2 protein-coding genes are annotated in these 2,558 nt (G+C 58.1%); both read right to left on the reverse strand.

The features are described from left to right. The coding region (locus tag HN413_11305) for a Gfo/Idh/MocA family oxidoreductase (protein ID MBT3390984.1) at window positions 1-1,223 on the reverse strand (1,223 nt) is incomplete at its 3' end. A gap of 90 nt (window positions 1,224-1,313) precedes the next feature. Continuing rightward, a partial coding sequence (locus HN413_11310; protein MBT3390985.1) for an endonuclease MutS2 occupies window positions 1,314-2,558 on the reverse strand: 1,245 nt, incomplete at its 5' end.

Below are 2,558 nucleotides of genomic sequence, written 5' to 3' on the forward strand. Positions count from 1 at the left end.
CCGCCGTGGCCTTCGTTGGATGCTGCCGAAGTGTCGTAGCGCGTGCGCCGATCGCTACGGTGCTCGTCCACTTCAATCCACGCGCCGCCGTAGCCGAACTCGGCCCGCAATTCGCCACGCGCGCCCTGAATGCGAGTATAACGCCCCTCGGCGTGCGAATGCCCGTGCATCGTCAGCGTCACCGATGCGCCGCCCGCAAACTGCATCGCCACCACCTGATGATCGACCACATCATTATCACAGTGATACACGCAGCGTCCGTAGGGGCCGGATTTAAGCGCATTGTGGATTTCTTCTTGGGTGGGATTCTGCACCACAACCGAGACCGGCCAACCGCGGTAATCGCGCAGCGGACGTAAAGTGGGCAGCAGCGCAGAGAGTATTTTCACCGCCCCCGGAGCGCGTTCCTGCGCCCGCATCACGGCGCGCGCAAAACCTTTCGACGTATCCGCATAGCCGCGCCACAGGGGAGCCAAATCTTCATAGATGAACGGCGCATAATGGGGGCAAGTCTCCGCCACCGGGCAACCCTCCAGACAAAATTGTGGGGCACCTTGCGGGGCATTCTCCGGGCGATAATGACGCAAGCCCCCCACGCTGCTGAGAGTCTCACAGCGGTCATCCAGCGCCCAGATGAGAATATCGAGATCGTGGCAGCATTTCGCCAAAATCATTGGGGCGCTCTCGGCGGCTTTGCGCCAGTTGCCGCGCACAAAACTATGCGCCATGTGCCACCAACTGACATTCTCGCGGTGCGAAACGCTGATAATCTCGCCCAACACCCCCGATTGGATGATTTCGCGCATCTTTGTAAAATGTGGCGTGAAGCGCAGCACATGACAGATGTGCAATTGCTGCCCGGTTTCTTCGGCTGTGTCGGCCAGTTGTTTACATTCGTCTGCCGTGGTTGCCATTGGTTTTTCGAGCAGCACATCATACCCGGCGCGTAGCGCGGCCAGCGTGGGGGCGGTGTGCTGCTGATCTTGCGTGCAAACCAGCGCCACCTGCCTGTATTGCGACTGCTCCAATAGCGGCTCCCAGCTCTCAAATTGATTCTGAGGGGGAATCTGGTGTTGGGCGGCAAAACGCGCCCGCCTTTCCGGGTTGGGTTCGGCTACAGCCACAAAGCGAATTTCTTCGGGGTGCGCCAAGGCATAGGCACCATACACATCCGCCCCGCGCTGACCGGCGCCAATAAGAATAGCGTGAACTGGTTGCATCATTTTCCGCCTCGGGAATTTTAACCACAAAGGGCACGAAGGAACACAAAGAAAAAGCCTAAAAAACCTCGTACTCTTCGTAGTTGAATCTTTTTAACTCCGCAGCGTCGCTACGGTAACTCCATCGCCGCCTTCGCCATCTTTGCCCGATTCATACGCTTTCACCTGTGGGTGCTGACCCAAAGCCTCGCGCACAACATCCCGCAATTTACCAGTGCCTTTACCGTGAATAATCCGTACCCAGGGCAGCCGCGCCAGATAAGCGCGATCGAGATAGCCATCCAGCTTGTCCAGGGCTTCGTCGGCGCGTTGACCGCGCAGGTCGAGTTCGATGCCGGGCGATTCGCCGGTGGCGCCGATAACTACTGACCGACGACGGGAGGAGGATACGGGCTGTTTTTTCTCCGTCTTCTGTCCTCCGTCTTCCGTCACCGCATTGCCTCTCAATATCAAATCCGAAAGCCGCGCACGCACGCGCAAATTGCCGATCTGCACTTCGATTTTATCTTCACCGATGGCGCGCACAATGCCTTCTTGCCCCAACGTGCGCACCTGCACTTTCGAGCCAAGCCGCACCGGGCCGTGAACCTGCGCAATCTCGGGATCGAGGCGTTCAACCGGCGCTTCGACTTCTTCAGCGATTTCTTCAATTTGCTCTTCGACTTGCTCCAGAATTTCCAACGGTTGGCGGGCGCGGCGCAATTCGGCGCGCAATTCTTTGAGTTGTCCGCGCACATCTTTGAGTTCAGTTTCGGCTTCCTGGCGAGCATCTTCGAGCACTTCGCGACGTTCATCTTCAATCGTTTCCAGGCGTTCCGCCAATTCAATGCGCAGTTTTTCCGATTGATGACGCGCTTCTTCGGCGCGCATACGCGCTGCGCGCGAGGCATCGCGCTGGCGATAGATTTCATCCAGCAAATCGTCGGCGCGCAACTCATCGGGGTCAATTTCCTGCCGGGCGGCAGAAATAATCACCGCGGGCATGCCCAGGCGTTCGGCAATTGCCAGTGCATTCGAGCGCCCTGGCAAGCCAATCGTCAGATGGTAGGTTGGGCGCAGGGTTTCCAGGTCGAACTCGACACTGGCATTGACCACCCCGGGGGTAGCATGGGCAAAGGCCTTAAGCTCCGGATGGTGGGTGGTCACCAACGTGGTAATCTCCCGCTCGACCAGGTGAGTCAACAACGAGCGCGCCAACGCCGCGCCCTCCTGCGGATCGGTTCCAGCCCCTAATTCATCCAAAATCACCAGCGAACGCGTATCCGCCTGTTCCAAAATGTGAATAATATTGGTGATATGCCCGGAGAAGGTGGAAAGCGACTGCTCGATAGATTGCTC

The organism is Chloroflexota bacterium, assembly GCA_018648225.1.
Lineage (GTDB): Bacteria > Chloroflexota > Anaerolineae > Anaerolineales > UBA11858 > NIOZ-UU35.